19 protein-coding genes are annotated in these 17,956 nt (G+C 37.1%); 6 read left to right on the forward strand and 13 right to left on the reverse strand.

Going from position 1 to position 17,956, the window contains the following annotated elements; all coding sequences use genetic code 11:
* Positions 1-214: 214 nt before the first annotated feature.
* The 3 genes from RLN88_RS12180 to RLN88_RS12190 all read left to right on the forward strand — a co-directional run bounded on the left by RLN88_RS12180 (position 215) and on the right by RLN88_RS12190 (position 1,837).
* Positions 215-460 (forward strand): luciferase domain-containing protein, encoded by a 246-nt coding sequence (locus RLN88_RS12180; protein WP_350221681.1) that lies wholly within the window; start codon positions 215-217, stop codon positions 458-460.
* A 20-nt stretch (positions 461-480) separates the two neighbouring features.
* Complete coding sequence (locus RLN88_RS12185; protein WP_350221682.1) at positions 481-927, forward strand: MarR family winged helix-turn-helix transcriptional regulator; 447 nt, start codon at positions 481-483, stop codon at positions 925-927.
* Between the two features lie 100 nt (positions 928-1,027).
* A complete protein-coding gene (locus RLN88_RS12190; protein ID WP_350221683.1) occupies positions 1,028-1,837 on the forward strand; it encodes a dioxygenase family protein in 810 nt (269 codons plus the stop codon).
* Positions 1,838-1,864: 27 nt separating this feature from the next.
* On the opposite strand, the gene RLN88_RS12195 is transcribed toward RLN88_RS12190, so the two are convergent.
* The 7 genes from RLN88_RS12195 to RLN88_RS12225 all read right to left on the reverse strand — a co-directional run bounded on the left by RLN88_RS12195 (position 1,865) and on the right by RLN88_RS12225 (position 9,869).
* Positions 1,865-2,296: a universal stress protein gene (locus RLN88_RS12195; protein WP_350221719.1), complete on the reverse strand. Its 432-nt coding sequence runs from the start codon at positions 2,294-2,296 to the stop codon at positions 1,865-1,867.
* A 181-nt stretch (positions 2,297-2,477) separates the two neighbouring features.
* Complete coding sequence (locus RLN88_RS12200; protein ID WP_350221684.1) at positions 2,478-3,125, reverse strand: sterol desaturase family protein; 648 nt, start codon at positions 3,123-3,125, stop codon at positions 2,478-2,480.
* 108 nt (positions 3,126-3,233) lie between these two features.
* Positions 3,234-3,833 (reverse strand): HD domain-containing protein, encoded by a 600-nt coding sequence (locus RLN88_RS12205; RefSeq protein ID WP_350221685.1) that lies wholly within the window; start codon positions 3,831-3,833, stop codon positions 3,234-3,236.
* Between the two features lie 16 nt (positions 3,834-3,849).
* Complete coding sequence (locus RLN88_RS12210; RefSeq protein WP_350221686.1) at positions 3,850-6,981, reverse strand: efflux RND transporter permease subunit; 3,132 nt, start codon at positions 6,979-6,981, stop codon at positions 3,850-3,852.
* A gap of 6 nt (positions 6,982-6,987) precedes the next feature.
* On the reverse strand, positions 6,988-8,040 hold the full coding sequence (locus tag RLN88_RS12215) for an efflux RND transporter periplasmic adaptor subunit (RefSeq protein ID WP_350221687.1): 1,053 nt from the start codon (positions 8,038-8,040) through the stop codon (positions 6,988-6,990).
* Positions 8,041-8,046: 6 nt separating this feature from the next.
* Complete coding sequence (locus tag RLN88_RS12220; RefSeq protein WP_350221688.1) at positions 8,047-9,390, reverse strand: TolC family protein; 1,344 nt, start codon at positions 9,388-9,390, stop codon at positions 8,047-8,049.
* A 5-nt stretch (positions 9,391-9,395) separates the two neighbouring features.
* Positions 9,396-9,869: a GbsR/MarR family transcriptional regulator gene (locus tag RLN88_RS12225; protein ID WP_350221689.1), complete on the reverse strand. Its 474-nt coding sequence runs from the start codon at positions 9,867-9,869 to the stop codon at positions 9,396-9,398.
* A gap of 60 nt (positions 9,870-9,929) precedes the next feature.
* Here RLN88_RS12225 and RLN88_RS12230 point away from each other — a divergent pair, with 60 nt between their 5' ends.
* The 3 genes from RLN88_RS12230 to RLN88_RS12240 all read left to right on the forward strand — a co-directional run bounded on the left by RLN88_RS12230 (position 9,930) and on the right by RLN88_RS12240 (position 14,009).
* On the forward strand, positions 9,930-10,487 hold the full coding sequence (locus RLN88_RS12230) for a TetR/AcrR family transcriptional regulator (protein WP_350221690.1): 558 nt from the start codon (positions 9,930-9,932) through the stop codon (positions 10,485-10,487).
* A 315-nt stretch (positions 10,488-10,802) separates the two neighbouring features.
* Complete coding sequence (locus RLN88_RS12235) at positions 10,803-11,423, forward strand: recombinase family protein (RefSeq protein ID WP_350221691.1); 621 nt, start codon at positions 10,803-10,805, stop codon at positions 11,421-11,423.
* Positions 11,424-11,453: 30 nt separating this feature from the next.
* The gene (locus RLN88_RS12240; RefSeq protein ID WP_350221692.1) at positions 11,454-14,009 is read left to right on the forward strand and encodes a Tn3 family transposase; all 2,556 of its coding nucleotides are present in this window, start codon (positions 11,454-11,456) and stop codon (positions 14,007-14,009) included.
* Here the strand turns inward: RLN88_RS12240 and RLN88_RS12245 are convergent.
* The 6 genes from RLN88_RS12245 to RLN88_RS12270 form a co-directional block, all read right to left on the reverse strand.
* Entirely contained in the window at positions 13,926-14,729 is an 804-nt protein-coding gene (locus tag RLN88_RS12245) for a glycosyltransferase (protein WP_350221693.1), read from the reverse strand. The two genes, RLN88_RS12240 and RLN88_RS12245, sit on opposite strands and share 84 nt — an antisense overlap.
* Positions 14,659-15,456, reverse strand: coding sequence for a hypothetical protein (locus RLN88_RS12250; protein ID WP_350221694.1), 798 nt, complete (start codon positions 15,454-15,456; stop codon positions 14,659-14,661). The genes RLN88_RS12245 and RLN88_RS12250 overlap by 71 nt, the downstream gene beginning before the upstream one ends.
* Before the next feature lie 96 nt (positions 15,457-15,552).
* Positions 15,553-16,173 (reverse strand): SGNH/GDSL hydrolase family protein, encoded by a 621-nt coding sequence (locus RLN88_RS12255; RefSeq protein WP_350221695.1) that lies wholly within the window; start codon positions 16,171-16,173, stop codon positions 15,553-15,555.
* 131 nt (positions 16,174-16,304) lie between these two features.
* The gene (locus RLN88_RS12260; RefSeq protein ID WP_350221696.1) at positions 16,305-17,108 is read right to left on the reverse strand and encodes an energy transducer TonB; all 804 of its coding nucleotides are present in this window, start codon (positions 17,106-17,108) and stop codon (positions 16,305-16,307) included.
* A gap of 112 nt (positions 17,109-17,220) precedes the next feature.
* A complete protein-coding gene (locus tag RLN88_RS12265; RefSeq protein WP_350221697.1) occupies positions 17,221-17,505 on the reverse strand; it encodes a GNAT family N-acetyltransferase in 285 nt (94 codons plus the stop codon).
* On the reverse strand, positions 17,495-17,863 hold the full coding sequence (locus tag RLN88_RS12270) for an MmcQ/YjbR family DNA-binding protein (protein ID WP_350221698.1): 369 nt from the start codon (positions 17,861-17,863) through the stop codon (positions 17,495-17,497). The genes RLN88_RS12265 and RLN88_RS12270 overlap by 11 nt, the downstream gene beginning before the upstream one ends.
* Positions 17,864-17,956 lie beyond the last annotated feature (93 nt).

A 17,956-nucleotide genomic window follows, 5' to 3' on the forward strand; every position in this document is an offset into this window, starting at 1 on the left:
CTCCTATAGGCCAGGAGAGAAACCCAAAACCACCCCCACAAACCCTCATACACAGTTAGATCAGCAGCCTGAGGATTTATCCTTTATAGAAGAGTTAAATAAATGGGCCTTTTCCCTCCCATATATCTCTAGGGAACAAAGCAGAATTTCGGTACCCGGAGCTCAAGCTATGTGCTTACCCCATGATAAAAGTTGTCAGCACTGCAATGCGTTTATGGTAGGTACTGAATTTGCGCATTTTCATCCCTATCCGGATTATAGCATGCACCTAAGTCTGCCAGAAAATGACGTAAAAGAAGTCATCTACAAGGGATGGGGTGAAATGCACCCTGTTGTGTACAAGGGTTGGCTTCCACCAAATTTCATTATGCTTTATGCTCCCAGAAACAATGAAGAATTGGAGGTAGCCAAAATCATCCTTACACAATCATATAATTTCGCCCTTGGGAATAATGATTAGTTAGATTAAAAAGACTTATAGTGAGATTAGAAGACGAAATAAAAAGTAGCTTTAGAAACGATTATCACAAGGCTCTTGTCAACCTATACTATACCAATAGTTTAATCGGACAAAAATTTTTTAAGCTAATCAACAAGCATGGGTTAGCCACCCCGCAGTTCAACGTACTCAGAATTCTAAAAGGCCAGTATCCTAAGGCTGCCACTATTGGACTTATAAAAGATAGAATGGTTGATAAAAACTCCGATGCTAGTAGAATTGTGGACAGGCTACACAAAAAAGAGTTAGTAAACCGTACCGAAAGTCAAATTGATCGAAGACAAATGGAAGTAATCATTACCCAAAAGGGTTTGGATTTACTTGAGAAAATGTCTTTTTGCGAGGAAGAGGAAGACGCCATCCTTTCTAATTTGAACAAACAAGAGGTGCAACATTTAAATATGCTACTAGACAAGATCAGGTCATAACACTATTATGGATCGATCCACTTTTTTAAAACTATCAATTATAGGAACTATGGGTGCAACCACATACGGGTTAAAGGGATTTGCAAAGTCGATCCAAGATATGAAACGTACTGATCAAGTGTTACCTGTATTGTTTACATCTCACGGAAACCCAATGGATATACCAATACCAGCTTATGGGAATCCATTCACCTCCTATTTGGGAGATACTGGAAAGCAGATCAGGGAAAAATATAAAGTAAATGCTATTTTGGTCGTCTCCGCTCATTGGTGCACGAATGGTACTTACGTAAATACATCACCATGGCCTGAAACGCTTTATGACTATTATGGTTTCCCTGCAAACTATTATACCGAAAAGTATCCTGCACCGGGAGCACCAGAAATCGCAAAAGTGATAGCTTCCAATATTTCTACTATCAATGAAACTACAGACTGGGGTTTTGATCATGGCAACTGGCCCATGCTGAAGCATCTTTTTCCCAAAGCCGATGTTCCTGTTTTTCAGTTGAGTATTGACTATTACAAGCCACCACAGTATCATTATGACTTGGCATTACAGTTAAAGAAGTATCGAAAAAAGGGAGTGTTAATTATAGGAAGCGGTGCACTGGTGCATAATCTCCAATTGGCGATCGCAAAAATGCAAAGGAGAGACACCAAACTATACGGTTGGGAAATGGAGTTTGACAGTTGGATTAAACAGCGAATTGATGCAAGGGACTTGAAAAGCATCATTAACTATGAAACGAATAAACTGGGTCTGTTAGCAGCTCCGACACCTGATCATTATGTTCCGCTGATCTACTCAATGGCGCTGGCTGATAGTCGGGATGAAATTATACATACTTATTCAGAAATGCTTCCCGGGTTTAGTAACAGGAGCTTCATTATTGAGGCGGTGAATTAAGAATTTTGAAAATAAACTTGATACTTTTCAATCCTTAATAACTATCATAGGAATACTTGAATGTAGGGCCAGTTTCTTTGTCAGACTTTTATGAAATATTCTATCAATAAGATTGTATTTCTTACTTTTTAAAACCAAGAGGTCAATTTTATTTTGAGAAACAAATTTTTGAAGACTTTTATAGATTTCATCCTCTAGCGGTAGCTCAATATAACTTTCCGTATCGGCGTATTTCTCTTGCTTCTCTTTTAAGAACTGTACGGTTTTTATTTTTGCATTTGCAAACCAATCAAAGATTAGATTTTTGCTATCTATTAGGCCCAGTGACAGGGTTGCTTCATTTTGAAGCCATTTAAATTGAAAGCGTATTAATTGTGCAGTCCTAAAGTCAATGTAATTGTACTGCGACAGCAGTACACCATTGTGGTATCCTATTTTATTTATATTTTGACGACTAATTCATGGCCTCCAAGGTCTATGCGAGTCTAATGTACATTAAGATTGAAAGACCTTCATATAATTATGTGATTTATACGTTTACTCACATTACCTATTATGAAAATAGTGAGACTAATTCATTAATAATACCGATTTATGCAGAACATCAGCGAAGCATTTTAGACAACTTTCCTATTTTTTATTAGACGGCTTCATTTACCACAGTAATAGTTTTTCTTCCTTTTTGTGGCATGGTTCTAAAAATATAATCCCATAGTGGTGTACTTACACCGAAAGCCCGATCGTGCTGCTGGTAGTGGTGAATATTATGGTGCTTCCACCAGAAATTGAATCGTTTAGGCATAGGTAGGCCGTGAATCATTGTGTGTATCCACATATATATGGAATACCCGATGACAAAGCCAGGACTAAAGGCTAGTGCTTTACCTCCAAGAAGAAGGTAAAACAAACCTAAAAACAAGGCTGCTATAACTAATGAAGGCAAAGGCGGTAAAACGGTTTTGCTTTTGTCATTAGGATACGCATGGTGGATACCATGAAACATATAATGAAACCCACTATCGTAGCTGGCATCCTTGATTTTATGATATATAAAACGGTGCAGTAGGTATTCAGCCAATGTCCATGAAAGCAACCCTAGTAAAAAGTAGATGGTTATCTGGCTTCTGGCAGCCCCAAACTCAACATGATATAAATAAATTGCCACAACTGATAGAAACAGGTACATACCGAAAATCAGTGCTGGATGGGACCATGTCAGAATATTCAAAAGCCTGCTCCTGAATAACTCTGGAGCTTTTTTATTAGGATAGATGACTGCTTTTTTCATAATATTAATTTATTGATTAGCATTCTGAATACTTCAAAATACCTCGTGCCATGGCCAACAGATATTTGGTTTTGCTTTAAGGAGATTGTCGTCCGCTCTCTAAACCTCTTAGTCTAATTCTGAAAGTTTTTGTTCCATAAGATTTATATGATTTTTCACTATGCTATTGTATTTGTTTTTTGCTGGAACTGTAAGGAATTTCAGGTTTTTCAAGAAAGATATTTGTAAACACAACCACTCTTTATCTGAGTATTTTGATTGAAAAAGCTGTTCCCACTCTTTTCTTAAAGCATTAGCTCTTTTCTCCATATCTAAAGTACCAATGTGGCTTAAATCAGCATCATGAAGGACTTTTTGCATTATAGTTACACATGGTGAAGATAATTTAGTAGAAAGAATCAATGATTTAACAATTTCAATTTCTGACTTAGCTACGCCTCGAATTTCCAGCCACTCTTCCGCAATTTTTGCACTTACTTCTTCATGTTCGTTGTAACTTTTAATATGTCCGGTATCATGAAAATATGCTGCCAATTTCAAAAGAGACAATTCTATTTCTGAAAGGCCGCATATTATACCTAACTCCTCTGATACATTTACAACCTCTTGCGTATGATTCCAATTATGAAAGAGGTATTTACTGCCTAAACTGACTAGTAATTTTTTAGTATATTGTTTTGCTTTTATTATGGTTGACTCTGAGATCATTTGCCATTAGTTCATCTCAATTAGTTTCCAATTCTCTTGAATATTTCTCTTTTTTTTCTGTCAGCCCTAATTTTTCCACGAGCTTATCGGCTATCATATACACAACTGGGACTACAACAAGGCTTAGCAACATTGAGCTAGAAAGGCCACCTATTATTGCCCATCCAAGCCCATTCTTCCATTCTGCACCTGCACCACTTGCAAGGGCTATAGGCAATACCCCAAAAACCAATGCAATGGTAGTCATCAATATTGGCCTCAACCTTGCTTTTGTAGCTTCAATCAGAGCTTCTCTCGTATCAGAACCGCTATCCTTTGCTTGAATTGTGAAATCAACCACCAAAATGGCATTTTTGGCCACCAAACCAATCAGAACAATGATGCCCAGCGCAGAAAAGATATTGAGCGTTTGCTTAGCTAATGCAAGTGCCAAAAGCGCACCTACAATAGCCACAGGAATTGAAAACAATATTACCAAAGGATAAATGTAGTTATCATATAAAGCAACGAGAATAAGATATACAAGAATAATTGAGAATAGAAAGGCAGAACCTAATGCTCCAAATGATTGTGATTGTCTTTTTAAATCACCATCAAAGGAGTAAGATACTCCGGCAGGAAGGTTTTTAGCATTTATAATTTGCTGAAGTTCTTCACCAATTGTACCAGCTGGAACTCCTATTATCTTGGAAGAAAGTTTGACTGAGTTGATACGGTCTTTTCTTTCAAGCCTGGATGGGCCAACCGTATCAGTAACAACTGCAAACTGATCAAGTGTAATAGGCTGGTTACTTTTATTGATGAAAATCAGAGATTCTACATCTCGCACATTTTGTCTATCGAATTCGTTAAGTTTTACATTAATGTCATATTCGTAGTTTCCATCTTTGTAAGCAGCATCAGTATTGCCCGAAAAAGCAACTTGCATGGTTGAGCCAACAGTACCTAAATCTAATCCAAGGCTAGCCATTTTATCCCTATCTATATCTACTTTCACTTCAGGGGTTCCTGCTTTTATGCTTAATTCAAGTTCTGTGGTACCTTCTACCTGCGCCAGGTCATCTTTGATCTCATTGGCCAGCTTCATTAATTGGTCTAGCTCCGGGCCGGCAAAAATTACCTGAATTGGTGCTTCTGACGCTGTGCCTAGTATACTGGTTGGCGATGAAAATACTATAATACCAGGTATATTTTCCTGTAACAAAAGTTTAACTCGTTTTGAAAACACAGTGGCCGAAATATCACGCTGATTATATGGAACCATTTTGACATTAATTTCTGCTTCATTCGGAATAGCCTGTGTTCCCCCAAACCCTTGACTGGTTTGTCCAACTGTTGTGAAAGTACTCACAACCTCCGGCAATTCAGATATTAAATTTTCAGCAATCCTTGCTGTTTGATTGGTTTTTTCTACCGATGAATTTTTAGGAAGTTCTATGCGGATGACAAACTCTCCTCTGTCACCCTGAGAAATAAACTCACCACCGATGAATCCAAAACCAATCAGCATGAACGATCCGACTAATAACGCTCCAGTCACTATGAGTGTTAGTGTCTTATTGTTCATCGATTGGATTAAAACCCTGTTGATCCATCCACCAAAAGCATCAATGATACTTTCAAATTTCTTATTGAAGCGAGCCGAGATGCCTTTTGGATTAAATGTTTCAATTTTTGCAAATCTGGAGGTGAGCAATGGAATAATGGTAAAGGCCACCAAAAGGCTTAGTAGAGTGGCCACTACGATTACCAATGAAAAATTTGTCAATATTGGAGAAATCAGGGATTCCACCAGCATCAGAGGTAGAAAAACCACCACAATCACGAATGTGATAGAAGTAACTGTAAATCCGATTTCCTTAACACCATCAAAAGAAGCTTTAATACGATTTTTGCCCATTTCCATGTGTCTGTATATATTTTCTATTACCACAATGGCATCATCCACCAAAATACCTACCACCAGTGAAAGTGCGAGTAGGGTCATCAAGTTAAGGGTAAAGCCGGCCAGATACATCGCTGTAAAAGTGGCAACAAGGGAGATAGGTACAGCAATCATCACAATAATGGCATTTCTTATGCTGTGTAAAAACAAAAACATTACCAGGGCTACCAGTATTACGGCAATGTATAGGTCATGAATCACACTGTCGGCTGCCTCAAGAGTGAACTCTGATTGATCCTGTGCAATATTAAACTTCAGACCCTCTTCACTATAAATTTCTTCTAGCTCTCTGATTTTAGCTCGTGTGAGTTCACTTACAGTAACTGCGTTCGCATCGGTTTGCTTTGTTAGTAATATTCCTATGGCATTTTCTAAGTTATATCTGGTTACTTTTTCAATTTTTGCCTTGCCATCTACAACTTCTCCAAGATCCTTTAATCTAATTTGCGCTCCATTAGACAAAGTTCCGATTACAAGGTTTCTTATTTCTTCCAGGTTTTGATATTTACCGGAAAGCCTTATGGTTCGCTGTTCTTCATTCGTTTCAATTTTGCCTGTGGGGAAGTCTAGATTGGATATTCCTATCATCTGAACAATCTGCAAAACAGATAGGTTGTAGGCTTTGAGTTTTTCCCTGTCAATATTGACTTTGATTTCTCTTTCTTCTCCTCCTACAAGTTGCACCTGAGCCATCCCATTTATCCTTGAAAGCTCTGGAACGATTCGCTGATCGACCAAATCAAAGAATCCCGATGGATCCAGGTTGCTAGCCGTACTCGCCAAACTAATTATGGGAAGATCATCAATTGAAAACTTGGAGAGTGAAGGTTGTTCTACATCATCCGGTAAATCTGAAATAATCCCGTTTACTTTTCGTTGTGCCTCTTGAAGTGCTAAATCAACATCGGCATCAGTTGTAAGCTCAACAGTTATAATTGAGACAGACTCTAAAGAAGTGGAGCTAATGGACTCTACATTTTCCATGGAGGAAAGTGCATCTTCAATTTTTTCAGATACAGATGTTTTTACTTCACTTGGTGCCGCTCCTGGATAAATGGTAGTGATTGTCACAATAGGCTGAGTGAACTTAGGTAGGAGTTCATAGCCTAGTAGTGAATAAGTTACCAGACCAAGTAAAGTGAGTACAATAAAGACTACTACGGGTGCGGTGGATCTTTTTATTGATATTTCGGTTATTTTCATGGTCTTCTATTCTTTGATTCCAACCTTGGCTCCATCTGTTAAATTGATTTGTCCTGAAGTAATGATTAAATCACCTTCATTAATTCCTGAAACTACTTCTATATAGTTGTCATTTCTTTGGCCAATTTCAATACTCTTTAGTACGGCAATGCTGTCTTTATAAACATAAACCTGTGGATTCTTAATGCTGCCTATTAGCATATTTCGGTTTATGGTAAGTACCTCATTGGTTTGAGGTTCAATAGTTGCGGTTCCAAACATGCCTGATTTTAATTCTTTCGAAGCATTTGAAATTAAAATTTCAACCGGAAAGGTAAGTGCTTCCAGGGCCCTTGTTCCAATCCTGGTGACCGTTCCTTCATACGCTTTATTTTGAAGTGCCTGTACCTCTATTTTGACTGTTTGCCCAAGTGCTACCACCTGAATCTGACTTTCAGGGACGTTGACTATCATTTTCATACGGTCTATATCAACGATATCAAAAAGACCGCCACCTCCCTTAACGTAACCTCCTTTTTCAATATACCTTTTGTCATTGATACCCGAAAAAGGTGCACGTATAAAAGTATTTTCGTATGATTTTTCTGCAGAAACCAAATCGGTTTTGGCTTTTGTATGAGCAAGTTGGATATTGTCCAGATCCTGTTGGCTTATGCCACCGGCAGCATACAAATTTTCAATTCGCTTCTTGTCTTTTTCTATTTTTTCAAAATTGGCCCTTGCTAAATCCAAAGCCGCTTTTATTGTTTTATCATCCAGTCTTGCCAATACTTGGCCTGATTTTACAAGGGCTCCGTCTTCTGCCAATATTGCAGTAACAACTCCGGGTATTTCAGACGAAACAGTTACCTCTTTGTTAGGTATTAAATTTCCATTGACTTGAAAACCCATGTCAATCATCATTTTCTTTAAAGGCACAGCATTTACCGGAATAAAGTCTGGTTTGATCTGCGCCAATTTAACTTCGTCCTTCATTTCATCTTTGTTGTTTTTCAGTACGAAGGCCACCACAGCGGCTATGGTTAGGAATATTATAGAGTTAATTAATATCTTTTTCATGTTTAATTAATAAGATTCTAAGAGTTTACCGGTAGATTTTAATATTTCAGCTTCTGAGATTTTTACTTGCAAAAGAGCAGCCGAGTAGTTAATCTGAGAGGTAGTCAGTGCGGTCTCTGCACTAAGCAGGTCGGTTAAATCAGACAGTCCTTCACTATAGCTTTTTTGGGAAATATCATATACTTTTTGAGCAAGTTCGACACTTGACTTCCTTGTTCGAAGCGTAGACAAACTTTGGTTTAGCTTTTCTTTAGCATTGGCATAGTCAGCGTTATACTGTTCCTTAGTAAATTCAATCGACTCTTCAACAAGTTGTTGTCTTAATTGTGATTGTGCACTTTGTGCTCTAATTCGGAAACCATCAAAAATAGATAATTGTAATCTCAGACCAATTGAAGACACGTCATACCAGTTGGTTGTGACATCAGAATTGGAAAAAAAAGAGTCATTGCTAATTCCATTATAAGCATAATTTGCAAAAAGGCTAAGCTTTGGGAAATAACCTGATTGAAAATTGATTTGCTCCAATTCGTACAATCGTTTTTGAACGGAAAGAAGCTTGAAATCTGTAAGTTCCTCCTGAGAAATTGCAGGTATATTTACTGATTCAATTATTTTATCTTCTTCTTTTACAAGAGGCAAAGCAGTCTCCAAATCCATTCCCATCATTAACTTCAATTGTCTTACTGCATTATACCTTGCCAAGGTCAAATCAGATAGCTGTATTTCAAGATTCATTTTGGAAACATTCAGGCGGTCATGGTCAACTTGTTTGATGAAACCCTGCTCCAATTGCACGGCTGAAATTTCAAGTAGTTTGTTTGTTTGATTTAAATTGTTTTGAAGAACCGCTATGTTCCTATCGAATATGGAGACATTGTAATAGAGTATGACTACCCTATACACAACCTCTTCCTTTGTCTTCTTTACCCTTAAGGCGTATAATTCTTCTGATGATCTTGCTGCCTTCAATGCAGTAAAAACAGATTTATCAAACAATGGCTGTTCTAATGATAGGGCAACTGATGTATTATAGTCAAGTCCTACTTCTATAGTGCTCACTTCACCTGGATTACCCGTTAGTTCGCCAGGTACTACTAAAACAGGAAGTAGCAGGTTATTTATGTAATTGGCGGAAGCCATAACTTGTGGCAAGGCTGTACTACGTACTTCTTTGGTTACTTCATACCCTATTTTTTCTTGTATCATGCTTTTTTTAATCTCCCTATTGTTTTCGAGAGTAAAAGCAACCACATCGTTCAATGTAAAAGTTTCCTGAGCTACTATTGAACACCTGAAAATGGTTACAATAAATAGAGTGAAAATTATTTTGTAAGAAATTTGATTCATAGGTATTATGCTTGGCTAGAGTTTTTAGTTTCCCATTCTGAAAGTATGACCGGTAGTTTTGTCTCAAATAGTTGATATAAATCCCTGATTTTCGTTAGTTGTGAATTGCTTTCCGTGAATTTTTCTGATCTAAGTTCCAGAGCTTTGTCAATTGCCATTCTATAGCCCTTGTATTCTTCAGTAATAGACTTCAATACTTCAATCCAAGTTTCAACGTTAAGGCGGAAGTATCTTTTACGATCTCCGGGGTTTGTGTTGGCCTTAATAAAATTTTTATCTAGTAGTAAGCTAATCCCATTACTCACTGCTGATTTACTAGCATTCAACGATTCCTGTATTTCATAAAAGCTTTTTTCCTCAGTATCAGCTATAAGTAAAAAAGAGAGAATTCTACTAACAATAGGAGAAAACCCTTTTTTCTCCATTAGAGAAGCGGTCTCTTCAATAAATTTCAACTTTGATTCATTCAAATTTTTCATTTCGCTCACAAAGATATACTTCTAGTTTAGAACTAAAAGAATTAAAGTATTTTAGGACTTATGAAAGACATCAAAAAACTTAAAATTCTAGCTACAACTAGAGCATTAATCTTAAATGCTGGTTTTGAGAATGCAAGTTTGGATCGTGTATCGGCGGAATTGGGAATTTCAAAAAAAACAATTTACAAGTACTTTGATTCAAAATCAGAAATACTTACTATCCTTTTTAAGAGGTTTCTTTTTAAAAACAAAAAAGTTTATGAAACAAGATTAAGTCTGCTGGAACCAATACCGCGCCTTATTGAATTGTTCAAAATGTGTGATGTTATTTATTCCCTTGTTGATGACAAGGTTCTTAGATTTATAGGCCTGTATGTTCCGGACGGAAAAGATGAGCTTAAATCATTTGAACTTAATTTTCTTGTTTCATCATTCGAAAAAGCAATTAGTGATGGTATTACATCACAACATTTTAGAAATGAAATTAATGCGCGAATAATGGCTTTAATGGCTTTGGAATTATCTAAAATTCGTTCTAGAACTCTAGAATTAAAAAAAAATGATCAGTCACTATCACATTTGATTGATCATTTTATTGCTGGCCTTTATAAAGTTTAAATATTTGATAAATATTAGAATTATGATCACTAAAAGTCTATGCCGCTGGGCAGCGGATAGAATTAACCATTTGTTTTTACAAACGCTTGTTGAATGAATCTGATTTTTTAATCAAACTGTTGAAACTAAAGACTGATCAGATATTATTTGAAAAGGTTATGTCACTCCTGATATAAAGATTTTGTAAGTATGTGCTGTAATCAAATATATTTCGTTACCATTTAAATAATGTTACTATTAATTAGTATTTATAACATTACATAATCTGGGTTCTTATTCAGAAGTAACTAATTTAGCTAATGATTAAATTGTAACATGAAGTCAATCATATATACGAGAGTGTCATCAAATGATCAGTCAACCCAAAGGCAACTCGATGATATGAAATCAATCAAAGGATTTGATGTTGATAAAGTCTTTTCTGAAAAAATATCAGCTTTTACAAAAACATCTGATGAAAGACCTGGACTCCAACAAGCCGTGTCTTACATAAGGAAGCATTCGATTAAGTGTATTATGATTTCAGAAGTATCACGTTTAGGCAGGAATACAGTTGATGTTTTGAATCTACTTGAACAATTAAAAAAACAGAGTGTAGCCGTATATATTCATAATCTTGGTACCACGATAAATACTAAGGATCAGGCTGGTGAAATTTTTACAAAACTTATAGTAACTATCATGGCTGATTTAGCAAGACTTGAGAGCGAACAATTGAGTTATAGAATTAAATCCGGAATCCGGTCCAGGAAGGCCAAAGGGTTGACTACTGGAAGAAAGATAGGGTCTAAAGAGTCAATAGAAAAATTTCTCGCAAAGCACCAGGATATTCAAAGGTTTCTATCAAAGGGATACTCTTCAAGAGAAATTCAAAAATTGTGTAACTGTTCTCCTAATACCATAAAAAAAGTCAAAGATAATTTAAATCAAATATGAAAATGGACTCTAGTTTTTAAAGGATAGCTTATGAAACAATATTGGGAAGATGATGGGCTTATAGAACATTTCCTTATTGATGAAGAAGACATACTTCTTGCTAAAGGATTTACTCATATAAACAAATTGAGCTTTTTAGTACTACTTAAATTTTTTCAACTGGAAGCTCGATTTCCACGAGATAAGGACGAGATTCCGAATACTGTTCTAAATTATATTGCTAATCAATTAAAGATTGATGAACAGGAATTTAAAAAATACGATTTAGCAGGAAGAACATGTATACGCCATCGAAATATTATTAGAAATTTCTTTTCATTTTCTGAATATTCCACAAAGGTTGATGAAAAAATATATCAGAATTTAAGTGATTTCGGAGAGTGGTATAATGTAGACAAACTTAATATAGAATTTTTAGAAGAGTATAGAAAATTGAAAACAGAGCCTCCCGTTACGAATCAACTTGAACGTCTGATTAAGGCTTATATCAATCGAAAAGAACAGGAGTTATTTAAGTATATTGATGATTCTATACCTGATACTACTAAAGAGCATATCGATTATCTTTTAAAAACGCTGGAAGAAAACGAATATTCTGATAATGGAAAAGAGGTTACTTTGAATGAGTTAAAAAGTGATCCGGGAAGAATTGGTTTGGAAAGTATTTTTAAGGAAATTGATAAACTCGAAATCATTAGAAGTATTGGTGTCCCATCCGAAATCTTTTCATCAGTTAAACAAGACATATTGCAGAAATATAAATTAAGAGTTGCTTCCGAATTAATATCCGAGCTTAGGGCACATCCCAATCACATAAAGTATACGTACCTTTCAATTTTCCTTCATATTCGAAGTCGACAAATTACAGATAACCTTGTCGAATTGTTAATTCAACTAATTCATAAAATATCTAGCAACGCTGAAAATCGAGTTGTAAAAGAATTTGTAAAGGATTTTAAAAAAGTAGGAGGTAAATTTAATATTCTATTAAGAATGGCTGAAAACTCTCTTCAGTTTCCTGATGAAACAATTAGGAATGTAATATATCCTGTTGCCAAAGAGGAAACCTTAAGAGATTTGGTAGCGGAATTAAAAAATAATAATGGAGCCTTTAAAGGGAAAGTATTCAAAGTTATCAAGAACTCTTATTCCAGACACTACAGACGAATGTTGCCGGCTGTCCTAAATGCTTTAGAGTTCAAATCAAATAATCTGCAACATAGACCTGTTATCAAAGCATTACAATTAATAAAGGAAAGCTATGATACCGACATAAACTTTTTCACTATAGATCAAGGTTTGCCTATCGATGGCATAATGACCACTACTCAAAAAAAAGGTCTTTTGAGTGAAGACGAAAACGGTCAGATTGGAATTGATAAAAAAGAATATGAAATTATTGTGTTGCAAGCTTTAAGAGACAAGCTACGTTGTAAGGAAATATGGGTAAAAGGTTCAGATAAATTTAAAAACCCGGAACTAGACTTACCACAGGATTTCGAAAGAAAGAGGAATCATTATTATTCCTCTCTAAATAAACCTAAAGACCCAGATCCGTTCATAGAACAACTCCAGCAAGATTTAAGTGATTCTCTTCGTAACTTTAATAATAAAGTAAATAGTAACCCCGATGTACGAATATCTTCTAAAAATGGTGGAAAAATAATTCTTACCCCATTTGAAAAGCAGGAAGATCCTAAAAATATAGAATTACTCAAACAGGATGTAGCTCAAAGATGGCCAATGATTGATCTTCTTGATATCCTAAAAGAAGTTGATATGCAGATAAATTTCACAGAGCAAATTCATACGATGGCAGACCGTGAAATTATAGATTCATTATCAAGAAGAAAAAGGCTACTATTAGTATTATTTGGCTTAGGCACTAATACCGGACTAAAGCGAATGTCAAACTCAAGTAATGGGGAATTTTCTTATAGCAATCTGAGATATATAAAGAGAAAATATCTCAATAAGGATAACTTGCGCAACGCGAATATTCAAGTTGTCAATCATATTCATAAAATTAGACTTAATAATATCTGGGGAGAGGGTTCTACAAGTTGTGCCTCTGATTCTAAGAAATTCGGTTCATGGGATCAAAACTTAATGACTGAATGGCATATTAGGTATAGAGGAAGGGGAGTAATGATTTACTGGCATGTAGAGAAAAAATCTACTTGTATATATTCTCAATTAAAATCAGTTTCTTCCTCCGAAGTTGCAAACATGATAGAAGGGATATTAAATCATAGTACTGATTTTGAACTTGATAAAAATTATGTTGATACTCATGGGCAAAGTGAAATTGCATTTGCGTTTTCTCATTTGTTAAACTTTTCCTTAATGCCGCGCTTTAAAACAATCAACAAAAAGAAATTATATATTACGAATAACTCAATGAAGTCAGAATTAAAGAATTTGACACCCATCCTGACTAGAACAATCGATTGGGATTTAATAAAATCACAATATGACCAGATGATTAAATATTCAACAGCACTAAAAATATGGATTATTTGCTTTAAGCCATTGCGCCAGGTACCGTGCTTTTATTCGGAAGAATGCCTCATTAGTGTACTTTGAATCTGTGCGGGTTAACCGACCGGGTGTATCCCTCCATTGAAGAATGGGGGTGTTAACCTTTTCCATCGCAACTCCATGAGACTGAAGTCTTAGAAAAAATTCGTAATCCTCAGGAAAATCACCATCGCTAAATGCCCCATATTTAGCTACTATTTCTCTCCTGAACATCATGGAAGGATTGGCAATTGGAAACTCCACAAATTGATTTAGGTAAATCTCCTTTTTGGAAAGGATCGAATTCAGCCAATTCACATAATGGGTGAAGCCTTCATTTTCTGATGAACCGAGGTATTTAACTAATCCGGAAACAACATCTACATCAGCATTCCTCCTGAGGTGTTCATACTGAAGCTCAAGCCGATTTGGAATTGAGATATCGTCCGCATCCATTCTTGCTATAAACTCCCCTCGAGCAACCGCTATTCCTTTGTTGGCCGCATGCACTACCCCATGCATTGGTTCCCTTACTAAAACAACATTTGGGAGATCCTGATATGAATCAGCCACTTCGGATGATTCGTCTGTTGACCCATTGTCGACGAGGATCAGCTCATAATTTGGGTAAGTCTGGGTAAGTATACTTTCGATTGCTTCCTTTAAAAAAGGGGCATTGAAAAAAGGCAGGATAACTGATATCAAAGGGTGATCATCACCCGTTTCCATCGTCTTCTTCTTCTGTGGTTCCTTCTGCACCCACCGGAGGAACTTCCACTTCTTCATCAGGAGCTTCCGTTTCTTCTACTTCCTCCTCGCCTTTCTTCTTTTTCTTAAACAATCCCTTGAAGAATGGTTCTTTCGTTTGAAGGGAATCCGGCACTGAGGCTAACGAATCAGCAGGCACAGGCTTTGGTTTAGGCCGGTTGTCGATGAATTTGTAAGCGTAGTATTTGTTGTAGTACTCCTGCTCTACGTTGAAGTTGTCAGCGGGATCATAGCCATACAGGTATTTTGTCTTCTCTTCAGCCACTACCGTTTCTGTTTTTACAGAATCCATGGAAAGGGAGTCCATCGCAATTGAGAGTGAGTCTTCGCCAAGAGAATCTGAAAAATCGGAAGCCACAAAATCATTGGAAACGGGTTCTGGGGCAAGCACATTCTCCATCGGAGCGGTACGCAACTGGTAGTTGTTGATAGGATACCAGGCCGGCTTCACAATCCCATACTTTGTTTTCTTTTGAACCCTCCAAGGCACCACTTTCTCCCCTGCATATGCGTAGTAATCTGTCTTTGGCTGAGCCACCACACCCAGGGTGTCATTTGCGTTTCCTCCTCTTTGTTTTGCTAAATATTCGGCACGGGTATTCTCGTCTAACTGCCACACATATGAGAAATAGGCGTTACGGGTGGAATCATCCAGAATGTAGGTACTTTGAAACGCCGGGCATATCACTTTATCCTGACAGGAAATTAAGGAGGCATAACACAAAAGGATGATCAGTCTCTTCATAGAGATTGGTTGTGACAAGCAAGTGATTTGGATCAAAAATAGGCGTATTTTATCATATACCTATGAATCAACGTCGAAATTGAACTTTTAGTAGATTTATCTGGACGAAAGATTGCTATACACATGATCATACATAGCATCCACCCACGTCTCATACATTTTGCCTGACGGATGTAGCCCGTCTGATGCTATGAGAGAAGGATCATTTTTTGCCTGTTTAGATCCGGGGGTAATGTTGATAAATTTCACACCTCTGAGTTTTGCGATCTTCTCTGCAATAGCATTGTGCTGGTCTAGCTCCCTTGCAATCTTCTCAGCATCTAGCAGCCTTTTAGAAGCAAATGGAGTGGCACCATAGTCCGGAATGGAAATCACCATCACATTGTACGGATTTCCTCCTGTAAATTGGATAGCCTGATCCAAAATCTCCTTAAACTCTCGCTCATATTGATCAATTGGGTAGCCTCTATATTGATTGTTTACACCTATGAGCACGGTGACAAAATCATAAGTGCCTTCCAGGTCTGCTTTTACGATTCCCGATTTAAGTTCATCAGTTGTCCACCCTGTGGTAGCTACAATTACAGGATCGATCTTAATGGAATCCTTTCTTAGACGCTTGGCTAATTGTACAGGCCAGCGTTCATCTACATTTACTGCTTCTCCAATGGTGTAAGAATCACCCAACGCCAGGTGAATGAACCCTTCTTCTTTCATTGAGTCAGATTTTTGAGTGGCACAGGCTGTGAAAATACAAATGCATAAAATGATTAAGAAACGCATGATAGGGATTTTGTGCAAAATAGGAATTTTTGCTGGCATACTTAGAACCTATGCATCTCAAACTTTTACTCCTTTTCTAAAGCGAACCTAATTGGAATTACTTTTTTTACCCTCACAAGTACGCCTCGCTGCTTCCCGGGAATCCAATCCGGTGCATTTTCAATTACTCGAATTGCCTCCTCATCACAGCCCGCCCCAATTCCTTTAGCCACTTTCACGTTGGTAATTGTACCGTCTTTTTCAATAACAAACTGAATGTAGACTGTACCGCTTATTCCGAGACGAGTGGCAGCAGGTGGATAGCGAAGTTCTCTAGCCAAATAGTTATAAAAGGCTTCCAAACCTCCCTGAGGCTTAGGTTCTTGTTCTACAATGACAAAGATTTCATCCACCTTTTCCTCTTCTTCTACTGGCTCGGTAAACACAATCTCTTCCAGACTTTCATCTGCCGTAATATCAACATCCAGTGTAATTTCAAGCTCTTCCACTATTTCTGTATCCTTAACTTCGGCGATCTTGAAAACTTCCTGTTTTGGAGGTGGCGGAGGTGGCTGATTGCTTATGGGAATTTCGATGATCTCGTTCACATCTGTCTCCAATTGACCCAGGTCTACCAGTTCACCGTCATCATACACCTTCCAGTTTATAGCTACAATTGCCATCAGGATACTCAAAACCATTCCCAGATTGAAAAACATAGGTCTGAGTGCTAAATCATTTTTGGCTTTTATTCTTTTGATTTGAAGGAGCTCCTCATAGGTATCAAACGCTCTATTCTTCTTGTGAATCTTATGATTTGTATGGACAAGCTCATTGATCGCTCCATTGTCCAAGCTTGGCGGGGGCCGGAATTTTTCTTGCGTTTTCATAATATCAGGGTTTACTTGGATTACATAAATAAACCTACTGACTATGAACCACTTACATTATGATGTATGATAATGTTGGAATTGACTTATGTCAAAAAGGGGATGCTATGCTTTATAAAACGTCTCTCAAGTTTTCATTCCTATCAAAAACTGATCTGGCAAACGGGCACAGGGGAACAATGCTAATCCCTTTTCTTCGGGCATCTTCTACGGCTTGCTCCACCATTTTCTTACCAAGTCCGGTACCCCGCATGGAATCATCCACCTCAGTATGATCGATAATGATACGATCGACACCCGCCTTTGAGTAGGTCATCTCAGCAACCCGCTCTCCATCTACCTCCACGAAGTAGGCGCCTTTTGATTCGGTTTCTTCACATTGTATTTCAATGCTCATTACTCAACTGTATTAGTTCTTCTTTCGACTTCTTAGGCAATTTTTCAACAATAAGATTATAACTATCATCAATGAGCTGCCTTATTAAATCATCCGGAACACCCCCATCTGTGTAGACAGAGTTCCACTGGTGCTTGTTCATATGATAGCCCGGACGTATTGAACCATCAAACTTTTCACGAAGTTCGATCGCGTACTCAGGATCACATTTGAGATTGATAAATTCAAAGGATTCAATCCCTGTGAGTGCATACATTTTGCCCATGACTTTAAACACCAGCGTGTCAGGTCCAAAAGGAGTATGCTCAGTAGTGCCGGGTTTAGCCAAACAATAATCACGAAATTCTTCAATGTGCATCTGATAAATCTAATTCAAGAAAATCAATCCCATTTAATTTTAGACTAATCTAAAATTTTATTTTATATAAACTAATATTTAGTTTTGCTTAAT

This window comes from Ekhidna sp. (genome assembly GCF_040223195.1).
Classification (GTDB): Bacteria; Bacteroidota; Bacteroidia; order Cytophagales; family Cyclobacteriaceae; genus Ekhidna.

Coding starts and splice junctions, on each gene's coding strand:
- RLN88_RS12180 (WP_350221681.1), top strand. CDS start 215: ATGGTAGGTACTGAATTTGCGCATTTTCATCCCTATCCGGATTATAGC.
- RLN88_RS12190 (WP_350221683.1), top strand. CDS start 1,028: ATGAAACGTACTGATCAAGTGTTACCTGTATTGTTTACATCTCACGGA.
- RLN88_RS12200 (WP_350221684.1), bottom strand. CDS start 3,125: ATGAAAAAAGCAGTCATCTATCCTAATAAAAAAGCTCCAGAGTTATTC.
- RLN88_RS12205 (WP_350221685.1), bottom strand. CDS start 3,833: ATGATCTCAGAGTCAACCATAATAAAAGCAAAACAATATACTAAAAAA.
- RLN88_RS12210 (WP_350221686.1), bottom strand. CDS start 6,981: ATGAAAATAACCGAAATATCAATAAAAAGATCCACCGCACCCGTAGTA.
- RLN88_RS12215 (WP_350221687.1), bottom strand. CDS start 8,040: ATGAAAAAGATATTAATTAACTCTATAATATTCCTAACCATAGCCGCT.
- RLN88_RS12220 (WP_350221688.1), bottom strand. CDS start 9,390: ATGAATCAAATTTCTTACAAAATAATTTTCACTCTATTTATTGTAACC.
- RLN88_RS12225 (WP_350221689.1), bottom strand. CDS start 9,869: ATGAAAAATTTGAATGAATCAAAGTTGAAATTTATTGAAGAGACCGCT.
- RLN88_RS12230 (WP_350221690.1), top strand. CDS start 9,930: ATGAAAGACATCAAAAAACTTAAAATTCTAGCTACAACTAGAGCATTA.
- RLN88_RS12235 (WP_350221691.1), top strand. CDS start 10,803: ATGAAGTCAATCATATATACGAGAGTGTCATCAAATGATCAGTCAACC.
- RLN88_RS12240 (WP_350221692.1), top strand. CDS start 11,454: ATGAAACAATATTGGGAAGATGATGGGCTTATAGAACATTTCCTTATT.
- RLN88_RS12245 (WP_350221693.1), bottom strand. CDS start 14,729: ATGAAGAAGTGGAAGTTCCTCCGGTGGGTGCAGAAGGAACCACAGAAG.
- RLN88_RS12250 (WP_350221694.1), bottom strand. CDS start 15,456: ATGAAGAGACTGATCATCCTTTTGTGTTATGCCTCCTTAATTTCCTGT.
- RLN88_RS12255 (WP_350221695.1), bottom strand. CDS start 16,173: ATGAAAGAAGAAGGGTTCATTCACCTGGCGTTGGGTGATTCTTACACC.
- RLN88_RS12260 (WP_350221696.1), bottom strand. CDS start 17,108: ATGAAAACGCAAGAAAAATTCCGGCCCCCGCCAAGCTTGGACAATGGA.
- RLN88_RS12265 (WP_350221697.1), bottom strand. CDS start 17,505: ATGAGCATTGAAATACAATGTGAAGAAACCGAATCAAAAGGCGCCTAC.
- RLN88_RS12270 (WP_350221698.1), bottom strand. CDS start 17,863: ATGCACATTGAAGAATTTCGTGATTATTGTTTGGCTAAACCCGGCACT.